Annotated in this window: 13 protein-coding genes and 1 pseudogene; 7 read left to right on the forward strand and 7 right to left on the reverse strand. The window is 62.2% G+C overall.

The annotated features are described in order from the left end of the window. Nucleotides 1-30: 30 nt before the first annotated feature. The 5 genes and pseudogenes from AA098_RS09500 to yegQ all read right to left on the reverse strand — a co-directional run bounded on the left by AA098_RS09500 (nt 31) and on the right by yegQ (nt 3,765). On the reverse strand, nt 31-1,029 hold the full coding sequence (locus AA098_RS09500) for an alpha/beta fold hydrolase (RefSeq protein WP_060546699.1): 999 nt from the start codon (nt 1,027-1,029) through the stop codon (nt 31-33). 75 nt (nt 1,030-1,104) lie between these two features. Next, on the reverse strand, nt 1,105-1,542 hold the full coding sequence (locus AA098_RS09505) for a YqaA family protein (protein WP_003248912.1): 438 nt from the start codon (nt 1,540-1,542) through the stop codon (nt 1,105-1,107). After that, nucleotides 1,542-1,970 carry a DUF411 domain-containing protein gene (locus AA098_RS09510; protein WP_020190886.1) on the reverse strand — a complete coding sequence of 143 codons (429 nt, stop codon included), beginning with the start codon at nt 1,968-1,970 and terminating at the stop codon, nt 1,542-1,544. Before AA098_RS09510 ends, AA098_RS09505 begins: the two co-directional genes overlap by 1 nt. Beyond that, a pseudogene (locus AA098_RS09515) lies at nt 1,949-2,299 on the reverse strand (copper resistance protein B); the annotation flags it as partial. The gene AA098_RS09510 and the pseudogene AA098_RS09515, both read right to left, overlap by 22 nt. A gap of 131 nt (nt 2,300-2,430) precedes the next feature. After that, a complete protein-coding gene (yegQ, locus tag AA098_RS09520) occupies nt 2,431-3,765 on the reverse strand; it encodes a tRNA 5-hydroxyuridine modification protein YegQ (RefSeq protein ID WP_064614124.1) in 1,335 nt (444 codons plus the stop codon). A 133-nt stretch (nt 3,766-3,898) separates the two neighbouring features. Between yegQ and AA098_RS09525 the strand changes: the two genes are divergently transcribed. Continuing rightward, entirely contained in the window at nt 3,899-4,963 is a 1,065-nt protein-coding gene (locus AA098_RS09525; protein ID WP_004576775.1) for an AI-2E family transporter, read from the forward strand. Nucleotides 4,964-5,540: 577 nt separating this feature from the next. Here the strand turns inward: AA098_RS09525 and phnX are convergent. Both phnX and AA098_RS09535 read right to left on the reverse strand, forming a co-directional pair. Continuing rightward, the gene (gene phnX / locus AA098_RS09530; protein WP_003250077.1) at nt 5,541-6,368 is read right to left on the reverse strand and encodes a phosphonoacetaldehyde hydrolase; all 828 of its coding nucleotides are present in this window, start codon (nt 6,366-6,368) and stop codon (nt 5,541-5,543) included. A gap of 34 nt (nt 6,369-6,402) precedes the next feature. Beyond that, nucleotides 6,403-7,509 (reverse strand): 2-aminoethylphosphonate--pyruvate transaminase, encoded by a 1,107-nt coding sequence (locus AA098_RS09535; RefSeq protein WP_003250079.1) that lies wholly within the window; start codon nt 7,507-7,509, stop codon nt 6,403-6,405. Between the two features lie 112 nt (nt 7,510-7,621). On the opposite strand from AA098_RS09535, the gene AA098_RS09540 reads away from it, so the two are divergent. The 6 genes from AA098_RS09540 (at nt 7,622) to AA098_RS09565 (ending at nt 21,369) form a co-directional block, all read left to right on the forward strand. After that, nucleotides 7,622-8,485, forward strand: coding sequence for a LysR substrate-binding domain-containing protein (locus tag AA098_RS09540; RefSeq protein ID WP_003250081.1), 864 nt, complete (start codon nt 7,622-7,624; stop codon nt 8,483-8,485). Between the two features lie 200 nt (nt 8,486-8,685). Next, nucleotides 8,686-9,708 (forward strand): AraC family transcriptional regulator, encoded by a 1,023-nt coding sequence (locus AA098_RS09545; protein WP_003250084.1) that lies wholly within the window; start codon nt 8,686-8,688, stop codon nt 9,706-9,708. Nucleotides 9,709-9,786: 78 nt separating this feature from the next. After that, on the forward strand, nt 9,787-14,289 hold the full coding sequence (locus AA098_RS09550; RefSeq protein ID WP_004577171.1) for an NEL-type E3 ubiquitin ligase domain-containing protein: 4,503 nt from the start codon (nt 9,787-9,789) through the stop codon (nt 14,287-14,289). 84 nt (nt 14,290-14,373) lie between these two features. Then, nucleotides 14,374-18,819 carry an NEL-type E3 ubiquitin ligase domain-containing protein gene (locus AA098_RS09555; RefSeq protein WP_064614125.1) on the forward strand — a complete coding sequence of 1,482 codons (4,446 nt, stop codon included), beginning with the start codon at nt 14,374-14,376 and terminating at the stop codon, nt 18,817-18,819. Between the two features lie 122 nt (nt 18,820-18,941). Beyond that, the gene (locus tag AA098_RS09560; RefSeq protein WP_064614126.1) at nt 18,942-20,588 is read left to right on the forward strand and encodes an acyl-CoA synthetase; all 1,647 of its coding nucleotides are present in this window, start codon (nt 18,942-18,944) and stop codon (nt 20,586-20,588) included. 13 nt (nt 20,589-20,601) lie between these two features. Further along, on the forward strand, nt 20,602-21,369 hold the full coding sequence (locus AA098_RS09565; RefSeq protein WP_003250091.1) for an SDR family NAD(P)-dependent oxidoreductase: 768 nt from the start codon (nt 20,602-20,604) through the stop codon (nt 21,367-21,369). Nucleotide 21,370: the final 1 nt, after the last annotated feature.

Here is a 21,370-nt window from a genome sequence, read left to right on the forward strand (position 1 = left end):
TGCGTGCTCCCACAGGGGCCAATCATTGGCTCACTTGCCCAGCCATTCGACCAGGGTGCGATTGAACCGCACCGGTTCCTCGATTTGCGGCGCGTGCCCCATGCCTTCGAACGTGATCAGCTCACCTTTGGGTATCAGCTTGGCCACCTGCGGCCCCAGCTCTGCATAGTTGCCCAGCTTGGCCTTTACCTCCGGCGGCGCGACATCGCTGCCGATGGCCGTGGTGTCCTGGTCGCCGATCAGCAGCAGGGTCGGCATCTGCAGGTGCTTGAACTCGTGGTACACCGGTTGGGTAAAGATCATGTCGTAGATCAGTGCCGAGTTCCACGCCACCGCTTCATGCCCCGGCCCTTTGTTCAAGCCCACCAGCATCTGCACCCAGCGTTCATATTCAGGCTTCCAGCGCCCGGCGTAATAGGTCTTGCGCTCATATGCACGTACGCCTTCGGCATCCAGCTTGAGTTCGCGGGCATACCACTGGTCCACGGTGCGGTAGGGCACCCCCAGCGCTTTCCAGTCTTCCAGGCCGATCGGGTTGACCATTGCCAGGCGTTCCACCTGCTGTGGGTACATCAGCGCATAGCGGGTGGCCAGCATGCCGCCGGTGGAGTGGCCGAGCACAATGGTTTGTTTCACACCCAGCTGTTCGAGCAGGGCATGGGTGTTGTCGGCCAGTTGTTGAAAGCTGTACTGGTAATGCGCCGGTTTGCTCGACGTACAGAAGCCGACCTGGTCGGGCGCGATGACCCGGTAGCCGGCCTTGCTCAGGGCGTCGATGGTGGTTTCCCAGGTGGCGGCGCAGAAGTTCTTGCCGTGCATCAGCACCACGTTGTGGCCGTTGGCCTGGCCCTGGGCGGGCACGTCCATGTAGCCCATCTGCAGGGCCTGGCCCTGGGACTTGAAGTCGAAATGCTTGAGGGGGTGCGGGTAGCTGAAGCCTTCGAGCTGGGGGCCGTAGGTAGGCGACTCGGCAGCGATGGCCGAACTGCTGGCAAGGCAGGCCAGGGCGAGGGCGGTTGCGCGCAGCATGGGGGCACTCCGTGTAGGGCCAGGTTGAATGGGGCGACTGTAACAGGCAGTGGACCACGCGAAACCTGAAAGGTGTTACCAGGCGTGAAACCAGCCCAGGGTGATCATGGCAAGCACTGCATAGCGGCCAGCCTTGGCCAGGGTCACCAGCAACAGGAAGCGCCAGAACGGCTCACGCATGATCCCGGCGATCAGCGTAAGCGGGTCACCGATCACCGGCATCCAGCTGAGCAGCAGCGACCATTGCCCCCAGCGTTGGTAGCGCTGCTGCGCACGCGCCAGCTGGGCAGCGCTGAAAGGGAACCAGCGTTTGTCGCGCAGGTGCTCGATGGCCCGGCCCAGCAGCCAGTTGACCACCGAGCCGAGCACGTTGCCCAGGGTGGCTACCAGCAGCAGGATCGCCCATGCCTCGGGCTGGCGCAGCAACAGACCGACCAGCACGGCCTCCGATTGCAGCGGCAGCAGGGTGGCGGCACCAAAGGCGCTGAGAAACAGCGCCCCCAGGCTGAGCATCAGTAGTTGGCGACCACGGTGTCCTGGCCATCCTGGGTCACCCCGATGACCTGGTAGGCATCCTTGTGGTCACCCATCTCCATGCCGGGCGAGCCCATGGGCATGCCCGGCACCGCCAGGCCCTTGAGGTCGTTGCGCTTGGCCAGCAGGCGCACCTGCTCGGCCGGCACGTGGCCTTCGACGAACTTGCCGTTGATCACCCCGGTGTGGCACGACGCTAGGCGTGGCGCCACGCCGAGGCGTTGCTTGACGGCGCTCATGTTTGGCTCGACGTGGTCGTTGACGGTAAAGCCGTTGTCACGCAGGTGGCTGATCCAGGCCTTGCAGCAGCCGCAGTTGGGGTCGCGGTAGACGTCGATGGTCTCGGCGGCCTGGGCCAGGCCAGTGACGGCCAGCAGGCTCAGGGTCAGCAGGTGTTTGCGCAGCATGGTGAAGCACTCCTTAAAAAACGCAGGCGGATACCGGCGACAAGGCGGGTCCGGCCCGGCTCTTCGCCGTCTTCCAGGGCCTGGTTGGCTCGTGAGCCGCGCAGGCGGTTGAAACTGAGCCCGACGTAGGGGGCGAAGCCGTGCGTGATCTCGTCGCGCAGGCGCAGGCCCACCACGCTGTCGGCCAACCCCGCGCCTTGCTCGCGCCCGGCGTCGTTGCGCCCGTAGAGGTTGGCCTCCAGGGTCGGCTCCAGTATCCAGCGGTTGGTCAGCAGCATAGCGTAAGCGGCTTCCAGGCGCAGCGCGGTTTGTTGCCGCCCGCCTGCGTGCTGGCGGCGCCCAGGCCTTTGACAAACGTACGGCGCGAGGGGTTGCGCAACATGGCGTGGCCTCATGCAGAAGCGCCACGATGTTCGCTGCCGCCGGCTGTCAGGTAGCTGATGTGCACATTACAGTGTTGTCAGCTTGCTGCTTCGTCGATGCGGAGGTCGCGCATCAGCAGGCCGTAGTCGAGGGCAACCTGTTCCGGGATCGGCAGATACACCACGTGGCCATCGCCCGGTGCTACCTCGATGGCGTGCTGCTGGCGGTTGCACAGGCGGTGCAGGTCGAAGTGGTAGTTACCACGCGGGGTCATCAGCTCCAGATGGTCGCCCACGGCGAAGCGGTTCTTCACCTTGACCTCGGCCAGGCCGTCGACGCGCACGCCGGTCAGCTCGCCAACGAATTGTTGGCGCTCGGACATCGAGTTGCCGCGCTGGTAGTTCTGGTACTCGTCGTGCACGTGGCGGCGCAGGAAACCTTCGGTGTAACCGCGTTGCGCCAGGGATTCGAGGTTGCCCATCAGGGCGCGGTCGAATGGTCGCCCGGCCACCGCGTCGTCGATCGCCTGGCGATACGACTGTACCGCGCGGGCACAGTAGAAGTGCGATTTGGTACGGCCTTCGATCTTCAGCGAATGCACGCCCATCAAGGCCAGGCGCTCGACGTGCTGAATGGCGCGCAGGTCCTTGGCGTTCATGATGTAGGTGCCGTGCTCATCCTCGAACGCCGGCATTTCAGTGCCGGGGCGGTTGCTTTCCTGCAGCAGGAACACTTGGTCGGTGGGTGCACCCAGGCCCAGGGTGGGCTGCACTTGGCGCACGATGTCACCGGTGGCGTTCTCGGTGGCCGGCGTGGCGTCGTACTTCCAACGGCAGGCATTGGTGCAGCTACCCTGGTTGGCGTCACGCTTGTTGAGGTAGCCCGACAGCAGGCAACGGCCGGAATAGGCCATGCACAGGGCGCCGTGCACGAACACTTCCAGTTCCATGCCCGGCACCTGCTGGCGGATTTCCTCGATTTCGTCCAGCGACAGCTCCCGCGACAGGATCACCCGGGTCAGGCCAAGTTGCTGCCAGAACTGCACGCTGGCCCAGTTGACAGTGTTGGCCTGCACCGACAGGTGCACCGGCATCTGTGGGAAGTGCTGGCGCACCAGCATGATCAGCCCGGGGTCGGACATGATCAGCGCGTCCGGCGCCATCTCGATCACGGGTGCCAGGTCCTTGAGGAAGGTTTTGAGCTTGGCATTGTGCGGGGCGATGTTGACCACCACGTAGAAGCGCTTGCCCAAGGCGTGCGCCTCCTCGATCCCCAGCGCCAGGTTGGCGTGATCGAACGCGTTGTTGCGCACCCGCAAGCTGTAACGCGGCTGGCCGGCGTAGACCGCATCGGCGCCGTAGGCAAACGCGTAGCGCATGGTCTTGAGGGTGCCGGCGGGGGCCAGCAGTTCGGGCTTGGCAGTAGGGTTCATGTACGCACCGGGGCAAAAAGGCCGGGATGCTAGGGGCGATGGACAAGGCGCGTATTGATTTGCGTCAAGTGAGCGCGGCACTTTTGTCCAGGTGCGGTGCACTAATCACTCATAAGCCATTTGAGGAACTGCGATGAACGAAACCGCGCTACAGAACAAAGCCCTGGCAGTACTCTTGGCGTTGGTGACCATTGCCTTCTTCTGGATTCTTCTGCCGTATTACGGCGCAATCTTCTGGGCGGTGATTCTCGGCATTTTGTTCGCCCCGCTGCAGCGTCACTTGCTGATCCGCTGCGGTCGGCGGCGTAACCTTGCCGCGGCCACGTCTACGCTGGTGTGCCTGCTTGTGGCGATCCTGCCGGTGATCATCACCAGCGCCCTGCTGGTTCAAGAGGGCGCCACGCTGTACCAGCGCATCGAAAGCGGGCAACTGGACATCGCCGGTTACGTCGAGCGCGGCAAGGACATGCTCCCGGCATTCGCCCAGCGTGGCTTGGACAATATGGGCATGGGTAACCTCGACGGGCTGCGTGACAAGATCGCCAAGTGGGCAACCCAGGGTAGCCAGGTATTGGCCAGCCAGGCGTTCAGCTTTGGGCAGGGCACATTCGAGTTCCTGATCAGTTTTGGCATCATGATGTACTTGCTGTTCTTTTTCCTGCGTGATGGTCCGGAAGTCGCGCGCCGGGTGCGGATGGCCGTCCCGCTGCCCGAGCACCAGAAGCGTCGTTTGCAGTTGAAGTTCAATCGTGTGGTGAGGGCGACGGTGAAGGGCAACGTGCTGGTGGCCATTACCCAAGGTGCGTTGGGAGGCTTTATTTTCTGGGTGCTGGATATCCCGAGTGCGTTGGTGTGGGCGGTGCTGATGGCGTTTCTGTCGCTGCTGCCGGCGGTGGGCGCGGGCATTATCTGGGCGCCGGTGGCGGCGTATTTCCTGCTGACCGGGGCGATACTGCCAGGGGTGGTGCTTACCGCGTTCGGGGTGCTGGTGATCGGCCTGGTGGATAATGTGTTGCGGCCAATCCTGGTGGGCAAGGATACGCGCATGCCGGATTACCTGATCCTGGTGTCGACCCTTGGCGGGCTGGCGGTGTTCGGCCTAAACGGCTTCGTGATCGGTCCGTTGATCGCGGCGCTGTTCGTCTCCAGCTGGGCGATCTTTGCCGCGACCAAACCGCGGGTGCAATTGCCACAATAACGTTCTAGCTCAGGTTTGTCGGCCGTAGGAGCGGGGGTGGACACAGGTCGGTGGTTGGGCACAGGCCGCGTGTAGGAGCGGGTTCACCCGCGAAGAGGCCGGGCCTGCTGGCAAATCTCCACCCGCCGTTCACCGTTGCCGCCGCTACCGTATTCGCGGGTAAACCCGCGCCTACGCCGGATCGGGGGTGGACACAGGTCGGTGGTTGGGCACAGGCCGCGTGTAGGAGCGGGTTCACCCGCGAAAGGGCCGGGCCTGCTGGCCAATTTCCACCAGGCGTTCACCGTTGTTGCCGCCACCGTATTCGCGGGTAAACCCGCTCCTACGCCGGATCGGGGGTGGACACAGGTCGGTGGTTGTGCGCAGGCCGCGTGTAGGAGCGGGTTCACCCGCGAAAGGGCCGGGCCTGCTGGCCAATTTCCACCAGGCGTTCACCGTTGTTGCCGCCACCGTATTCGCGGGTAAACCCGCTCCTACGCCTGATCGAGGGTGGACACAGGTCGGTGATTGGGCGCAGGCCGCCGTAGGCGCGGCCTTGTGTCGCGCAAGGGCCGCTACCACTGCGAAAACGCAAGGGTCAGAAGGCTTGCGGCATCTCGCCCTTGGCCAGGCGCCGGTTGATATCGGCAATCACTTCGGGCAGGTCGTTGATGGTGTCGATCAGGTAGTGTGGGCGGGAGCCGGCAAACAGTGCATGGATGCGCTGGCGCTCGCTTTCCAGTTTCTCGGCACTCAACGCCCGGAAGCCTTCCCAGGTCAGGCCCAAGGCATTACCCGAGCAGACCAGCGCCACGGTCCACATGCCGGCACGGCGGCCTTCAAGAATGCCTGGCACGGTGTCGTCCACCTTCACGCAGGCTGCTACATCGTCAATCCCCAGCGCAATCACGTTGGCCAAGGCCTGGGCCGGCCATGGTCGGCCGTTCGGGGTTTCGTCGGTGGCCACGACATGGTCGGCTACGTAGCCGTTCTGCGCCGCCAGTTCCACCACCTTGTCCATCACCACTTTCGGGTAACCCGAGCACGAGCCGATCTTCAGGCCGTCCTGGCGTAGACCGGTGAGGGTGTCCAGCGCACCGGGGATCAGTGCCGAGTGCACGGCAATCTTCTCGATCTGCAGCGGCATGAAGCGGTTGTAGATGGCGGTGACGTCATCATCGGTCGGGGTACGGCCGAACACCTTGCGGTAGCGCTCGGCAATTTCCGGTACGTCGCACAGGGTGCGGATATGGTCCCATTTGCCCATGCCCATCGGGCCTCGGGCTTCTTCGATGGACACCTGCACGTCGAACTCGGCAAAGGCCTCGACAAAGATCTGGGTGGGGGCGAATGAGCCGAAATCGACCACGGTGCCAGCCCAGTCGAGGATGGCGGCTTGCAGTTGGGTGGGGTTGTTGTAGTTCATGTGCGCTAACTCCTGAATTCGGGTGGGCAAAGCGTCAGATGTCCAGCACTTCCATTTCCCGCAGCACCTCGGCCACGGCATTCACGGCGGCCTGCATGCCGTCCGCCCCGACCACGCCGATGCAGCCGACGCGGAAGGTTTCGACCTGGGTCAGCTTGCCCGGGTAGAGAATGAATCCCTTGGCCTTGACCCGCTCGTAGAAGTCCTTGAACTGGTAGCGGGCATCGGTGGGGGCGTGGAAGGTGACGATGATTGGCGCCTGGATTTCGGCGGGCAGGAAACTGCGCAGGCCGATGGCTGCCATGCCGTCGAGCAGCGTCTTGCAGTTGTCTGCGTAGCGCTGGTGGCGGGCCGGAAGGCCACCTTCCTCGTTGTATTGCTGCAGTGCTTCGTGCAGGGCCGCGACCACGTGGGTAGGCGGGGTGAAGCGCCATTGCCCGGTCTTGGCCATGTAGGCGTGCTGGTCGTGCAGGTCCATGGCCAGCGAGTGGGCATTGCCTTCGGCGGCCACCAGGGCGTTTTTTTCGGCGAAGACGAAGCCCATGCCGGGTACGCCTTCCAGGCACTTGCCGGAGGCTGCGATCAGCGCTTCGAAGGGGATTTCGCGGGCATCGATCGGCAGCGCACCGAACGAGCTCATGGCATCGATGATCAGGCGCTTGCCATGGTGTTTGATCACCTGGGCGATTTCGGGCAGCGGGTTCAGGATGCCGGTGCTGGTTTCACAGTGGATCAGCGCCACATGGGTGATGGCCGAGTCTTCGGCCAGCAGCCGGTCGACGTCGGCGGCCGTGGTCGGCTGGTCTTCGGCCGTTTCGAAGGTGCTGTAGGTGCGGCCCAGCACTTTGCAGATCTTTGCCAGGCGCTGGCCGTACGCGCCGTTGATCAGTACCAGAACCTTGCCATCGCGTGGCACCAAGGTGCCGATGGCCGCTTCCACGGCGAAGGTGCCGCTGCCTTGCAGGGGCACGCAGTGGTGGCTGCTGGCGCCGTCGATGATGGCCAGCAGTTGTTCGCAGACGCTGGCAGTCAATTGGTTGAAGTCACGGTCCCAGGAGCCCCAGTCCACCAGCATGGCTTGGCGGGTGCGGATTGATGTGGTCAGGGGACCTGGGGTCAGCAGAATCGGGGCGTTGCTCATTCCGTTATTCCTCACAAGCGGTGGGCTGAAACTACGAGGCCTAGGTTGCAATTCGCGCTGTCATCAATCAAATTGTTTGTTGTTATCTCAGCTATAAGTCAGGCCGATAAATATGAACCTGTTCCAGCTGCGCGCCTTCGACGCCGTGGCCCGTGAGGGCAGCTTTACCCGTGCTGCCGAGCGCCTCTTCATCAGCCAGCCGGCGGTGACCGGGCACGTCAAGGCTCTGGAGGAGCACTACCAGATCACCTTGCTGCGGCGTACTGCACGGCGCGTGGAACTGACCGAAGAGGGCACGCGCCTGGCGGCCATCACGCGCGCCATGTTCGGCCTGGCTGAAGAAGCGCAGGCCATGCTCGAGGCCAACCGCCAGTTGCTGACCGGGCGCCTGGAGGTAGCCGCCGACGGTCCGCACCGGGTCATGCCGATGCTGGCGCTGCTGCGTGAGCGGTACCCTGGCGTCACCGTCAACTTGCGTCTGGGCAATGCACAGGAGACGTTGGCTGCGCTGCTCGGCGAGCATGCCGACGTGGCAGTGCTGACCGAAATCGAGCCGCGCAAAGGGCTGCACCTGCAAAATCTCTGTGAGTCGCGCCTGTGTGCGTTGTTACCCGTGGGGCACGCCTGGGCCAGCGAGCGGGAGGACTTGCCGTTGGCCGAGCTGCACCAGCAGATCATGGTGCTGCGCGAACCCAGCTCCACCACCCGGCGCACCTTCGACAAGGCCTGCATCAAGGCGGGCGTGCAACCGCGTGTATTGCTGGAGCTGGACAGCCGGGAGGCGGTAACCGAGGCAGTGGCCTCGCAGCTGGGTATTGGCGTTGTTTCTTCCACTGAAGTGGCCAATGATCCCCGTGTGGTGGCACGACCCTTGGCCGGCGAGGGCCTTGTCAACCAACACGTGATCGGCTGCCTGGAGCGCCGTCGCGAACTGCGCCTGATTCAGGCATTCCTGAGCCTGGCAGCGGGGCTGTGATGGCTGTTTGCTGCGGGGCACCCTAGGCTCTGTATGAAAAGCCTTGATACTCGGTGATGCTGCGTTGAAAACAGCCTCGGAATGCTCATTTACAACCCGTAAACTCCGCTTCCTCGGCTGTTTTCGCCTTGCCTGACCTTCGTCTCAAGGCTTTTCATACAGACCCTAATATGGCCGGCAATCAGCCGACAGGACCGTCGATGAGCGACAAAGACACCATTTCCATGCAGCTGGTGCGCGAAGCGCTGTTGCAGACCTGCCCTGCCGGTGAGCCTGACAGCGGCTTGCTGGCCAGGGCGGGCATCGCCGTTGAACAATTGCACCTGCCAGAGGCAAGGGTCAGTGCCGAGTCCTATGCCCGCCTGTGGCGCTTGCTGGCCCGGCGCTGCAACGACGAATTTTTCGCGATGGACCCGCGCGGTCTGCGCAGTGGCAGCCTGGCATTCATGTGCCGTGCCAGCATGGGCCAACCAACCCTGGGTGCAGGCCTGGACACCTCGCTGGCATTTCTGTCGCTGATGCTTCAAGACATGCAGCCCAGCCTGGTGCGCCAGCAAGGCCTGGCCGAAATTGTCATCAATGAGCCGCGTGACGAACCGCGCCGCGCGTTCACCTATTTCACGTTCTGGATGATCGTGCATGGCGTGACCTGCTGGCTGGCCGGGCGGCGTATCCCGATTCTGAGCATTGATCTGCGTTGTACCGAACCACCCTTTTGCGACGACTACCGGGTCATGTTTTCGGAAAACCTGCATTTTGAGCGTCCACGCACACGCATGATCATCGCTTCGCAATGCCTCGACTTGCCCCTGCGGCGCAGTGAAGAGGAACTGCAGCGTTTTCTGGCCGAAGCGCCGGGCAATATCCTGGTCAAATACCGTGACCCGGCCAGCCTCGGGCGGCGTATCCGCACCGACCTGCTGCGCCTTGCCCCTGCGCAATGGCCCGATGCTGACCGCCTGGCCCGGCAGCTGTGCCTGTCGCCATCGACCCTGCGGCGGCGCCTGGCAGAAGAGGGGCAGAACTACCAGGGCTTGAAGGACAGCGTACGACGGGAGCTGGCGATCGCCTGGCTCAGCCAGGAAGACGTGGCCATGGGCGAGCTTGCCGAGCGTTTGGGGTTCGCCGACAGCAGCTCGTTCTATAAGGCATTTCGCAAGTGGTTCGGCTGCAACCCAGGGCATTATCGGGCATTGATCCAGGCGCGAGGGGCAGGGCACTGAAGGGCGAACACTTCCCGCTGTAGTGCATTCCCACACGGGCCCAGGGTGGCAGGCCAAATCCAGACTGAGGATTCGACCATGCCCGAACCCGCGATCCACCCCAAACTGCAGCACCCCGCCAATGACTTCATAGTTGAGCAATTGCCCGCCTGGCTGAAGCGCGCCGCACCCAAGCCGTTGGCGTTGCTGCGTGCTTGCATGACAGTACATTTGCAGAGCCAGCGACGTATGGCGGCGGTCTGGCAGCAGGTGCAACCGCTCGAGCAATTTGCTGCTGGCCACCTTCAGCAGGTCATGAAGTCGCAATTGTCTCTAGATATAGACGTCTCCAAGGCCAGGTGGCGTGAAGAACGACGGCGCCTGAAGGTTAGCCAGGGGCAGCTGCAGGCGTTCGAGTCCTATTTTGTGACCGTGCCGGCTTTGCAGAAGCTGTTGCAGAATTTCAATGAAGGTGAGTCATTCTTTCCCGGCACGGCGCTGGTGCACCCAACACCCGCAAGCGGCGAAGCGGTACATGTCATCACCCAGCGAATCGACGAAGTTGTCCGGCTGTGCCGCAGCACCGATGTCGGCAAGGCCTATCAAGAGCACCTTGATCAGGTACTGACGGCCAGTTTCAAGCGCCAGCTGGCCGACGACAAACGTCTGGAACTGGCTGCGGCTGTCGAAATTGCGGCCGTCAAGGAGCAACTGTCTTACAGTGACCTGCGAATGTTGCGCGAGGTCTGCCAGGGCACGCGTCCCGAGCTGGCTTCGGATCATGAGCTCAGCATGAGTGCGCTGCAAATCCTCGGGCATCGGGTGGATGGGGCAATTGCATTCAAACTGGTTGGCACGCCCAGCGGTTTTACCAATTTGCTCTTCAATCCCAGAAGGCTATTGGGTGTGCTGCTTTATCTGCCGGACGACCCCCATCAGCCGTTGCGCCGCTACGATGACTGGCGTTCGGCTAACCGAGACCTGGTCGTTGCCATGAGCAATGCTCGATCCCGTCAGGCGATTGCTCGTCGTGTTGCACTTGCCAGCCAGGCTGACTACCAGGAGAAGTTGGGCAAACGTCTGCTGGATGAACAACCGGACCTGGAGCCATGCCCGGTTGCTGCAGGTGATGAGCTGTTTACCGGTTTGGCTGCTGAGCATGTGCAACGCATCAAGGCCGATGCCGCTTTCCTGGCTGTGCCGACGTCCCAGGCAAACGCCAAGGCTGCTGCAGAGCGCTTGCAAGGGCTGCAGGCTGCGGGGTTGGTATTGCTGGACCTGGCAGGGCTTTTTGTGCCTGCCATTGGTGCATTGCTCTTGGCTGATCTAGGCCGCCAAGTGCTTGGCGAGGTGTTCGAGGGGGCCAGCGATTGGGCCCAAGGGCACCAGCACGAAGCACTCGAGCATCTGCTTCAGGTCGCCGCTACAGTGGCTGCCGGGGGCGCAGTCGCTGCGGGCATGCACGCAGTGCGCAGCGCATTTGTCGGGCAGTTGGAGCCGGTCACTACTGAGGCAGGCAAACAACGTTTATGGCATCACGACCTGCGACCGTACCAGGCACTCAGGGCGGTATCGACAATGATTGAGCTGGACAATGGGCTGCTTGGCGATGGCCAAGCCTATTGGTGGCGACGCGAGGGGGTTCTTTACCGGGTACGGCGCGATACCGCGGGAACCTGGAGGTTGTTGCACCGGGAAGGTTCGGGTGTATTTGGCCCTCCCTTGGAATATAACGGTGAAGGTGCCTGGCGGCTCGGTTACGAGCGGCCTCTGGAGTGGCAGGGGGCGGATTTTTTACTCAAGCGACTCTGGCCAGGCGCGGCTAACCTCAGCCCGGAGCGAGTCTCGCACATTCTGACCGTGGCGGATGTCGACGAGGCGCATTTGCGCGGTCTGCTGGTTGAAGGCCGTGCTCTGCCAGTGGGGCTGCGCGATACCCTGGAGCGGTTTGCCGCTGACGCCAGGATCGAGGCGTTTTTCGTCAGCCTGGAGGTAGGAGAACACGATACCAACGCTTGGCAGTGGTGCATCAACAAGTTGGGACTGCAAGGGCAGAGTCTATCTGCGCAGACCTATGCAATCAAAGTGGCGGCCGAAAGCTTGCGGGGGCCTTTGCTGGATCACCTTGCGAAGGATTATTTGCAAGATGAGCCACTGCTGAACACGTTGAAAAGCAGCTTCTCGAGCCTACCGGACGCCTACGCGCTGTCTTTGCTCAAGGCAGCTGACGTTGAGCTGCGCCAGCAGATGTCGAGCACGTCCCGCGTGCCGTTGGCGTTGGCCGAGCAGGCGCGCAGCATGCTGCAACATGCCCGCTTGATCCGGGCGCGGGAAGCGCTTTTTCTGCGCAGCAGTTACCATGCAGACGGCGTCAATCTGGCGTTTGCCTTGCTGCGCCGCCAAGGGTTGACACCTGGCAAGATGAACCTGGTACTGCGTAAGGGTTCAAGCCTGGGACCAACGCTTGAACGTCTGTTCCCCGAGCAAACTGGAGCAGAGCAGGTCACGGTGATGGTGTGGCGTGCGGGCAGCTTTGAGCTTTACGACGAGATGGGCCGGCAATGCGAGACGGAGGTAGCACAGCCCCAAGGGCTGTTCGAAGTGCTGTCCGCTTGTTTGCCGCCCACCTTCCTGCGCCTTCAAGGGTGGGTGGGCGTAGATGCTGCAGGCCGTATACGTTCGTCGATGCAAGGTTGGCTACCGCGTGACCGTCTGGAGTTGATCCGACTGCTCGGATGGCGTGACGCCAAGCCCGTGGCTTCCTCATTGCACCGGTTGCCCGATGGGCGGGTAGGCTACTTGCTCAGTGGTCGGGGGGCTTCGACCAGCGCACAGAGGTATATGCTGCTGCGAAGGATTCGTGGCCTTTACCCTTCGTTCGATGAGCATGAGGTCGAACGATTCTTGCAAATCCTCTTGACCCGTTCGCATTCGGTCTATACCAACCTGCTGAATCAGGAACTCCAGTATAGCCGGCTTGATGAGAGTCTCGCCCGCTGGACGGACGCCGTAGCCGAGCCTGATCGTGGCTACCGTAGGGGGGTTGCGGACGCTTTTCGCCGTGCCTGGCGTTTGGAAGGTGAGCGGGTTGTTTATTCCGACGTAGAGGAAAGTGGGTTGCGGCTGAGTGTCCTGAGCGTGCCGGTGGGCGGGTTGCCTGCGATACCGTCGGGTACTGACTTTGGCCACATCATGGACCTGACGCTGGTGGGGTTGCGGCTACCGGCACTGCCGCCAGGGTTTCTGAGCCTTTTCCCGAACCTGCAGCGTCTGGACTTGAGCAGAAATAGCATGCATGCAATGCCGCAAGGGCTCGAAACGTTGCCCCAGTTGCGTTACCTGCACCTGGCAAGCAACCGAATTCGCATGACCGAGCCACACGTGAATGCATTGGCGCACCTCGCCAGCCTGCGTACATTGGACCTTAGCGGCAACCCATTGGGCTCGATCAACTTGCGTATCCACCGACTTTCCCGCTTGCGCGAGCTTCATTTGTATCGAGCAGGGTTGCAGGTGGTACCGGAAGGCCTTGAGTGGTGTGGCCTGCTTGAGTATGCCGATCTGCGATACAACCAGATTTCCAGCTTGCCCCCGTCATTGATCGATGCCCCGCTGGCCGTGCGTCAGCGGGTGCTTGTCGACGGCAATGCGCTATCGGCGGCCGATCGCGAGCGCTTGTACGCGGTACAACCGCCTCTGGGCGATTTGCAGGGGGAAGAGGCAGACCTGCTCCGGGCCAGAACAGCGTGGCTGCAGACACTGGACACGCATGATCAGGTCGGCAGCGCTGAACAGTGGGATGCCTTGAGGCGTGAACCAGGCCATACCCAGTTTTTCCAGTTGCTGGCAGAGCTGATTGACAGTGCCGATTTTCGACGGGTGCGCGAAGACCTTTCGCGAAGAGTGTGGCGGATGATAGAAGCCGCTACGCAAAATACCCGGATCCGTGAAGAACTCTTTGAGCGAGCGGCCGATCCGCGGACTTGCGTTGACAGTGTGGCGCACTGTTTCAGCCAGCTCGAGGTCCGCATGAGAGTGCTGCAAGTGACATTCGGGGGCGATCCGATCGCCACGCGTGACGCCCGCTTGTTGTTGGCTCAGCGAATGTTCCGTCTTGATGAAGTAGAACGCTTCGCCTGTAGCGATTACCTTGGCCGACCGGCCGAAGGGCGTGGTGTGGATGAGGTCGAAGTGAGCCTGGCGTATCGCACCGGGTTGGCAAGCCGCCTGAACCTGATAGGGCAACCGCGGACCATGCAGTTTCGTACGATTGCCGGTGTCACCCAGGCTCATCTCGATCGGGCGTACGCGGCAGTGTTGGAGGCCGAAGCGAGTGCTGAACGGGCTCGCTATATCAGTCAGCGAGATTTCTGGGCGCCGTACCTGCGCGCCAGGTATCCCGAAGCGTATGCGCAAATTTCCGACCATTTCGACGCTGCAATGGAGGCCCTGGACGAGCAGAAAGAAACCCTGGGCAGTGGTGAGTATGTGGGGCGCTGCGAGGCGCTGAAGCGAGAAACCGAGCTGGCGTTCGATGCGCTCGCCTTGAGGCTTACCGAGCAGGAACTGAACATGCCGTCGCGGCCGCCCCGAGGCTCCTGAGCCGATCGAACCCGTTCCCTCTGCATCCTGGCCCGGCATTTGAACAACATGGTTGGCTTCGTCAAATAGCGGGGGGAACCCACCATGATTATCAACACGACGGGCCATGACCCATTCATCGGTGCCCGATTACCTGAGTGGCTCAAACGCGCGTCACGGGGCCAGATCAACACCCTGCGCACCAGCCTGAACGCGCACCACGCCAGCCAGGCTCGCTTGAGTGGCCTGACGCTTGAGTTACTGCCGCTCCAGCAGTTTGCCGAGAAGCACCTGGCGGCTTTGCTGGATGCACCGTTGCCGGACGGGCAGGTATTTGCCCGGCTCGAATGGCTGCGGGTAGCGCCGCGCTTCGGCACACTGCCAGGTACCTTGCAACAGACATACGGGTACAGCCAGACGCGTGAAAACGGGTTACTGCGGCTGATGCGCAACTTTGCTGCGAATACCCGCTACTACGAGGGCACGGGGCTGGTTTTGCCAGGCAGCGATAAACCATTGAATGCATCGCTGGAAGCATTGATTACGGCCTGTCGCAATCTGGACGTTGGTCAGTGCTATCAGGACACGTTGCAAAGGATCTTCCAGCCAGCTACCCAGGCGGTGCTGGCTGAAGACAAACGTTCGGGGCTGAAGCTGGCGACCGAGCTTGCGGCTTTGCAGGGAAACATAAGCGTCGATGTGCAGCTTGCACTGCGCGAGCTGGTGGACCACGGTCAGGGGCAGCGACAACAAGGGCTTGAAGGCAAACCCATGCTGCTGAGGGCACTAGGGAAACCTGTGGTCGATGGCTTGCTGATCCACCTGCAAGACAAGGCGAGAAATGAACGGGGCATCGTACTTTACCTGCCTGGTGATCCCCGGCAGGCATTGCGGTTCTTCGATAATGCCGCCTCCATGAACAGTACCGTGGCGATGTTGTTGCCAGATCCCGGTTACTGGCAGTACTTCACACAGCTCATCAGCCTTGAGCACCGTGCAGGTTTTGTCAGTACCCTCGGCAAGCGCCTGAAAGACAAGCTGCCGGACCTGGAGCTTGAGGGTGAAACTCCTGAAGGAGGGATCTTCACGCAACTGGCGACTCGGCAAGTGCAACGGACCAAGGAAGATGCCCGGTTGCTGCTGGTACCGACTGCCGACGCTGATAGCCTGGCGGTAAGCGCCAGACACGCTGAGTGGAAAGCGGCAGGTCTGGACCTGGTAAACCTCGCCGGCTTGTTCATCCCGGCTGTGGGAGGCGTGCTGCTGGGTCAGGTGGTTGCCCAGACGTGCGCTGAAGTGTTCGAAGGGACACGGGATTGGTCGAGAGGGCACCAACACGAAGCGCTGCAGCATCTGCTGGGGGTTGCCGAAACCTTGGCGGCTACCGCTGCGACGGTGGCGGGTGTCAGTTTTGTGCGCAGTGCGTTTGTCGCGGGCCTGGAGCCGGTAAGCCTTGGGAATGGGCGCGGTCGCCTGTGGCAGTTCAACGCCAGGAATTATCGATCACTGCCGGGCGCTATCGACCTGTTTGAAGAGGGACGCTATGGCGAGGTGGGCCGCCGCTGGGTCCGTATCGATGGGCGCAACTTCGAAGTGCATCAGCCTATCGCCGATGGCCCCTATCGCCTGCGCCATGTAGCGAGTGAGGGCGGCTACGGGCCGGTCGTGTTGCACAATGGTGAGCGTGGCTGGCAGCTGATGCGTGAGCAACCACTCAGCTGGCAGGCGCCTGCTCGCATGCTGGATGCATTATGGCCACAGCATTCCCCTGTCGACGCACATCAGGCCGAGCAGATCATGCGGGTGGCAGGTATCGATGCAGATTTGTTGCGCGGCGTTCTCGTGGAGAATCGCTCGGCGCCGGTGAGCCTTGGCCAAACCTTGCGCGCCTTCCAGGCGCATGCACGCATTCAAACGTTTTTCGAGCGTGTTCGACTGAAGGCGTTGGTGCCATCGGACAGTGAACTGCTGGCCTGGTGTGAAGCAAGGCCAGACGTGGGCGCCGGACTGGAGCAGATCCGGGTGCATGAGGCCGGGTTGCGGCCGCAATTGTTTGCCCACCTGACAGAGCAGTCACTTGCAGCAGACCCGCTGAGCATGTTGGTAAAGCGGGACTTTCCGGGTTTGCCTTCGGCCTACATAAATGAAGTAACCGGCCAAGCGCATGAGCTTGAGCACCAAATGGCGCGGGTCGAGCGGCGGCTGCCATTGCCGTGCGCGAACAACGCCCGTTCGCTCTTGCGTCTGGCTCGCCTGAGCCGGGGGCTGGCGGGATTGTATCTGAGCACAGCGTACAGTGACGTCACCGGCGAGCTGGCCCTTGCGTTACTGGATAGCTTCGGACTTGAACAAGTTGACCTCGACTTGCGTGACTCCGGGCTGGATGGGCGGTCTATCAGGCGCCTCGGTAGCGGCGGGCAAACCGAGGCAAAAAGAACAGTGGTCCGGCACGAAGGCAGGTTTCTGATCTACGACGGGTCAGGTGTGCCACACGTGCTTATCGCTGACGAGCCTGGATGTATCTTCGAGGCGCTTTTCATTGCACTAACGTCGGAGCAGCGGGCAGCGATGCAACTGGTGGGCAGTGCGGCGGCGAGCCAACTGCGTGAGAAGCTTCTGGCGCGGTTACCCGCTTCCCATTGGGATATCGCGCGCATGCTCGGCTGGCCAGAGGAGCAGGCCTGGCTCAATCCAGGGCGTCGCATGGACGATGGGCGCGTGGGATACCCGCTCAGTGGCCGCCCTGGCGCTGCACCCAGAGATGAGCGGGCGATCATTCGTGACCAGCTACGGTCGCTTTATCCTGGCCTGGACGAGGCCGCGCTCGATGTGGAGCTGGCGCGTGTGCAACAAGGCCCGCAGCCAGTCTTCGAGCGCCTAGTAGAACTGCAGGAAGCACATGACCAACTGGTGCTGTACCTGAATCGCTGGGTCGGTGCCGAGTTGCAGGAGGGTCGACGCGCCGCCCGCAGGTTGACGGCCGATAGCATCCTGCGAGCCTGGCGACTGCAGGGCGAGCCTGTTTCGGCCGGCGAGGGGCAAACACAAGGGCAGCGCTTGTCGATGAGCGGTTTGAGTTTGCGCACACTGCCGGCACTGCCGCCGAACATCGATTTCCATCGCATTACCCTGCTGAGCGTGAACGACACCCGGATTACTGACATACCGGTCGACTTCCTTCGCCCCTTCACTGCCCTGACGCACCTTAACCTCAACAACAACGCGTTGATGCGTCTACCAACAGGCATTGCCCATTTACCGAATCTTCAATCGCTTCGGTTAGCGCATAACGAGATACGCCTCGATGCCCAGGCGATCGGCGTTTTGCATGGTTTGTCCAACCTTGCGCATCTTGATCTCAGCCATAACCGGCTGGAAGCGCTGGACATGAGCTTTCATCAACTTTCTCGGCTGACAAGCCTGAACCTGCGTCATTGTCGCCTGGGCAGTTGGCCGCGTCGCCTGGAGCTCTGTGGTCTACTCGAGTGTGCTGACCTGCGTAACAATCAACTCCGCGAAGTGCCCACCGAGATCCAGCTGATGCCTTATGCATTTCGACGCGCCATTCTGATAGAAAACAACCCCTTGTCGGTCATGCAGCAAAGAGGGTTGTATGCACTCGATGTGATCGAAGAGCACCGGCACTCCCCTGAGCAGTTGGGTTCAGTTGACCTGGTCAGGGCCCGTACGCGTTGGGTAGGCCATACGGATGCGACGGTTCAGGCCGAGCGGGAGGGCGTGTGGCTGCGGTTGCTGGAGCAAGCGGGTAGCAGCGGGTTGTTCAGGTTGTTGGCTCGCCTGGAGATGACAGCGGACTACAGCGAAGCGGGTGAAGGGCGTGATGCGCTGGTTGACGGCGTATGGACACTGCTGGCTACGCTGGACGGCGACCCGGTGCTGTGCCGGCGGATCTTTGAGCAGGCCGGCCTGCCACTGTCATGTTCGGACGCCGTTGCCAGTCACTTCAGTGCACTGCAAGTATCGGTGAGGCAGGCGCAGGCAGAAGCCGCCGCAGCCAACCCTGAAAGCAGGGGAGAGTTGCTCGAACTGGGTAGGCAACTGTTCCGGCTGGATCAACTGGAAGGGATTGCCTACCAGGATGGCCGGCAGCGTCTGGCTGCCAGTGAACATATTGACCAGTTGGCATTGGGGCTGGCTTACAGGGTGCAACTTCGTAGCCGGTTGCAGCTGCCCAACCAGCCATATGCCATGCGCTATCCCGAAGCTGTCGCGCTGACACAGGCCCAGATAGAGGATGCGTTCCTGCGGGTTACGCGCGCGCAGATCATCGAGGGCCTGACCGATAGCCTGAGCCAGCGCGCGTTCTGGCGACGTTACCTGCGCCAGCAACATGACCAAATGTTCGATGCCCTCAGTGCGGACTACACGCGGCGCACGCTTGAGCTGCAGGCTCAACGTCCTGTCTTGGCGCCGGCGGCCTTCGAGCAGCAACTACACCGGCTGCAGGCACAGCAGGATCTCGACATCGAGCGCCTGGTCGCAGGGCTCACCCAGTCCTACCTGCGTGCAGCCGAGCGCGCAGAGGGGTGATGGGCGGCGGCCAAACCAGTCATCCAGATTGACAGCTTTGGCCATTGCCGCCGCGCATGAGCGGCGCGAACATCGTCGGACCGATGCTTCAACTCCAAAAACAAGAAACCAGGAGTCCGATGATGCGCGATTACGCCGAGGCCGCTCGCACGTTTGACCATGACCAGGCCGTTGTGGCGGCATTGCACGGCAACCTTGAAGCCCTTAATGCCTGTGTCGAATGCTGTGACCGCCATGCCGGTGACGGCAAGCTGGCACTGATTCATGAAGACCGCGATGGTAACAGCGCGCGCTATAGCTTCGATCAGCTTCAGGTGCAGGCTGCCCGGTTCGCCAATGTGCTAAAGGCGCAGGGGGTAGGCGCAGGCGACCGGGTTGCCGGCTTGATGCCGCGCACCCCCGAACTGTTGGTGACCATCCTCGCTACCTGGCGCCTCGGGGCGGTTTACCAGCCCTTGTTCACCGCGTTCGGCCCCAAGGCCATCGAGCACCGGCTTGAGCAATCCCATGCCCGAGTGATAGTCACCGATAGCCACAACCGCGCCAAGCTGGACGAAGTGCACGTCTGCCCGACCATCATCACTGTCAAGGCCCGCAGTGGTGAGCTGGACTTCCAGCAATGCCTGGAGCGCGCAGCGGACGTATGTGAGCCGGTGATGCGCTCAGGCAACGATCCATTCCTGCTGATGTTCACTTCTGGAACCACTGGCCCGGCAAAACCCCTGGAAGTGCCACTGCGTGCGATCGTCGCGTTTCAGGGCTACATGCGTGATGCCATCGAGCTGCTGCCCGAGGACAACTTCTGGAACCTGGCCGACCCGGGTTGGGCGTACGGCTTGTATTACGCCGTTACCGGCCCATTGTCGCTGGGGCATGCCACCACGTTCTACGATGGCCCGTTCAGTGTCGAGAGCTGCGCCCGGGTGATCGACAAGCTGGGCATCACCAACCTGGCCGGCTCGCCCACCGCGTATCGCTTGCTGATTGCGGCGGGCAAAGATTTCTCGGCACCGATCAAGGGTCGTCTGCGGGTGGTCAGCAGTGCCGGCGAACCGCTTAACCCCGAGGTGATCCGCTGGTTCGCCGACGAGCTGGGCGTGACCATTCACGATCACTACGGGCAGACCGAACTGGGCATGGTGCTGTGCAATCACCATGGTCTGCAGCACCCGGTGCACCTGGGCTCTGCCGGCTATGCCATCCCCGGTCACCGCATCGTGGTGCTGGACGAGCAGGGCAACGAGCGGCCAGCCGGCCAGCCAGGCATCCTCGCCGTTGACCGCGAGCAGTCGCCGCTGTGCTGGTTCGGCGGTTACCACGGCCTGCCGACCAAAGCCTTCGTCGGCAAGTACTACCTCAGCGGCGACACTGTCGAGCTGAACCCGGATGGCAGCATCAGCTTCGTTGGCCGTAGCGACGACGTGATCACCACCTCCGGTTACCGGGTGGGGCCGTTCGATGTGGAAAGCGCGTTGATCGAGCACCCGGCGGTGATCGAGGCCGCGGTGATCGGCAAGCCCGACCCGGAGCGCACCGAGCTGATCAAGGCGTTCGTGGTATTGGCCAGCGGCTACGCCGGCAGCGTCGAGCTGGAAGAAACCTTGCGCCAGCACGTGCGCCAGCGCCTCTACGCGCATGCCTACCCCAGGGAAATCGAATTCGTCAGCGAGCTGCCCAAGACCCCGAGCGGCAAGCTGCAACGCTTCATCCTGCGCAACCAGGAAGTCGCCAAACAACAAGCGCAACAGGCCACCCCTGTCAGCGTCTGAAAGGAAAGTACTCATGCACATCGCCAATAAACATTTCATCGTCAGCGGCGCCGCTTCAGGGCTGGGTGCCGCGACTGCACAGATGCTGGTCGAGGCTGGCGCCAAGGTCATGCTGGTCGACCTCAATGCCCAGGCTGTCGAAGCCAAGGCCCGCGAACTGGGCGACAACGCCCGTTTCGCCGTGGCTGATATCAGTGACGAGCAGGCGGCCCAGTCGGCTGTCGATGCAGCTGTCAGCGCCTTTGGCAGCTTGCATGGGTTGGTCAATTGTGCCGGCATCGTCGGTGCCGAGAAGGTGCTGGGCAAGCAGGGCCCGCATGGCCTGGCCAGCTTCGCCAAGGTCATCAACGTCAACCTGATCGGCAGCTTCAACCTGTTGCGTCTGGCGGCGGCGGCCATGGCCGAAGGGGCTGCCGATGAGAGCGGCGAGCGAGGGGTCATCATCAACACGGCCTCCATTGCCGCCTATGACGGCCAGATTGGCCAAGCCGCCTACGCTGCCTCCAAGGGGGCCATTGCCAGCCTGACCTTGCCGGCTGCGCGCGAACTGGCACGCTTCGGCATCCGCGTGATGACCATCGCGCCGGGCATCTTTGAAACCCCTATGATGGCCGGCATGAGCGATGAGGTACGTGCTTCACTGGCTGCCGGCGTACCGTTCCCGCCCCGCTTGGGCCGCCCGCAGGAATACGCCGCGCTGGCCCGCCACATCATCGAGAACAGCATGCTCAACGGTGAGGTCATCCGCCTCGACGGTGCGCTGCGCATGGCTGCCAAGTAAG

The organism is Pseudomonas sp. JY-Q (assembly GCF_001655295.1).
GTDB classification, from domain to species: Bacteria; Pseudomonadota; Gammaproteobacteria; order Pseudomonadales; family Pseudomonadaceae; genus Aquipseudomonas; species Aquipseudomonas alloputida.

Bases quoted from the DNA above. Each gene is read 5' to 3' on its own strand.
- AA098_RS09500 (WP_060546699.1), bottom strand. From the start codon at position 1,029: ATGCTGCGCGCAACCGCCCTCGCCCTGGCCTGCCTTGCCAGCAGTTCG.
- AA098_RS09505 (WP_003248912.1), bottom strand. From the start codon at position 1,542: ATGCTCAGCCTGGGGGCGCTGTTTCTCAGCGCCTTTGGTGCCGCCACC.
- AA098_RS09510 (WP_020190886.1), bottom strand. From the start codon at position 1,970: ATGCTGCGCAAACACCTGCTGACCCTGAGCCTGCTGGCCGTCACTGGC.
- yegQ (WP_064614124.1), bottom strand. From the start codon at position 3,765: ATGAACCCTACTGCCAAGCCCGAACTGCTGGCCCCCGCCGGCACCCTC.
- AA098_RS09525 (WP_004576775.1), top strand. From the start codon at position 3,899: ATGAACGAAACCGCGCTACAGAACAAAGCCCTGGCAGTACTCTTGGCG.
- phnX (WP_003250077.1), bottom strand. From the start codon at position 6,368: ATGAACTACAACAACCCCACCCAACTGCAAGCCGCCATCCTCGACTGG.
- AA098_RS09535 (WP_003250079.1), bottom strand. From the start codon at position 7,509: ATGAGCAACGCCCCGATTCTGCTGACCCCAGGTCCCCTGACCACATCA.
- AA098_RS09540 (WP_003250081.1), top strand. From the start codon at position 7,622: ATGAACCTGTTCCAGCTGCGCGCCTTCGACGCCGTGGCCCGTGAGGGC.
- AA098_RS09545 (WP_003250084.1), top strand. From the start codon at position 8,686: ATGAGCGACAAAGACACCATTTCCATGCAGCTGGTGCGCGAAGCGCTG.
- AA098_RS09550 (WP_004577171.1), top strand. From the start codon at position 9,787: ATGCCCGAACCCGCGATCCACCCCAAACTGCAGCACCCCGCCAATGAC.
- AA098_RS09555 (WP_064614125.1), top strand. From the start codon at position 14,374: ATGATTATCAACACGACGGGCCATGACCCATTCATCGGTGCCCGATTA.
- AA098_RS09560 (WP_064614126.1), top strand. From the start codon at position 18,942: ATGCGCGATTACGCCGAGGCCGCTCGCACGTTTGACCATGACCAGGCC.
- AA098_RS09565 (WP_003250091.1), top strand. From the start codon at position 20,602: ATGCACATCGCCAATAAACATTTCATCGTCAGCGGCGCCGCTTCAGGG.